This is a genomic window from Bradyrhizobium frederickii, assembly GCF_004570865.1.
Taxonomy (GTDB): domain Bacteria; phylum Pseudomonadota; class Alphaproteobacteria; order Rhizobiales; family Xanthobacteraceae; genus Bradyrhizobium; species Bradyrhizobium frederickii.
In genome coordinates this window covers 1-1,247 of the sequence record NZ_SPQS01000116.1, presented here as the reverse complement: position 1 = coordinate 1,247, position 1,247 = coordinate 1, and the positions used below count along the sequence as shown (strand labels likewise).

The following is a 1,247-nucleotide window of genomic DNA, read 5'->3' as shown; positions in this document are numbered from 1 at the left end:
TGGTCTGAGCCCCTCGCTTCATCCAGCAATGGGAAGATTCCTGGTTGAATATGAGCCCATGGGGCTCGGTGAAGCAACGGGGTGGGGCGCGGAGCCCTCGGCATAGCGCAGCGTCCCGCCCCGTTGCGGCCCGGGAGCGTTGCGTTTGGCGTATTCAGTCGGAGTGAGGTTGCCCAGGGCGCTGTGCGGTCTGGCGTTGTTGTAGTCATCTTTCCAGGCCGCCAGCACGGCTCGAGCCTGTGCGAGCGAAGTGAACAGTGTCTCATTGAGAAGTTCGTCGCGCAGGCGCGCGTTGAAACTCTCGATGAAGGCATTCTGAGTCGGTTTGCCGGGCGCGATGTAGTGCCACTCGATCTGCCTTTCCTGGCTGAAGCGCAGCACGGCCATGCCGGTCAGCTCGGTGCCGTTGTCGGACAGGCACAACCCCGGCCGGCCACGCCAGGCGATGATGACATCGAGCTCACGTACGACCCGCAGGCCCGGCAGCGAGGTATCGGCGACGAGCGCTAGGCATTCGCGGGTGAAGTCGTCGACCACAGCCAGAATGCGGAACCGTCGGCCGTCGGCGAACGCATCCGACAGGAAGTCGAGGCTCCAGCGCTGGTTGGCGCCTTGCGGGATTGCCAGCGGCGCCCTGGTGCCGAGTGCCCGTTTGCGTCCGCCACGCCGGCGGACTTGCAGTCGTTCTTCGCGATAGAGACGTCGGAACTTCTTGTGGTTCATGACCAGCCCCTCGCGCCGCATCAGCACCAACAGACGCCGGTAGCCGAACCGGCGGCGGATCGCCGCCAGCTCGCGCAGGCGGGCGCGCACGGCCGCATCGTCAGCTCGTCCGCTGCGATAGCGCACCGATGTGCGGTCTGCCCCCAGGACTTTGCACGCCCGCCGTTCGCTCACCTCGAAGGTGGTCCGCAGATGAGCGACGGCCTCTCGCCTCGCGGCGGGCGTCACCATTAATGGGATGACCCGCCCCGTCCTCTCAGTCAGACTGAGTTGGCTTTTGAAAGGAGGAAGCAATGAGGACACGGAACAAGCCCAGGCCGGCAACGGTGTTTGGGATCGACATTGGCAAGAACTTTTTCCACGTCGTTGGGCTCGACGCCGCCGGAATGCCGATCCAGAAGGCGACCTTTCGGCGCGATACGCTCTTGCAGTTCTTCGAACGTGCAGGACCGGCTTTGGTGGGGATGGAGGCCTGCTCCGGCTCGCAATGGTTGGCCCGCAAGATCGCCGCCATGGGGCACACC

The 1,247-nt window shown here is 64.7% G+C and carries 2 pseudogenes; one reads left to right on the top strand and one right to left on the bottom strand.

Annotated features, from left to right (window positions below):
* Positions 1-18: 18 nt before the first annotated feature.
* Positions 19-954 (bottom strand): annotated as a pseudogene (locus E4K64_RS39855) (IS3 family transposase); the annotation flags it as partial.
* A 62-nt stretch (positions 955-1,016) separates the two neighbouring features.
* Between E4K64_RS39855 and E4K64_RS39850 the strand changes: the two are divergent.
* Positions 1,017-1,247, top strand: a pseudogene (locus E4K64_RS39850) (IS110 family transposase); the annotation flags it as partial.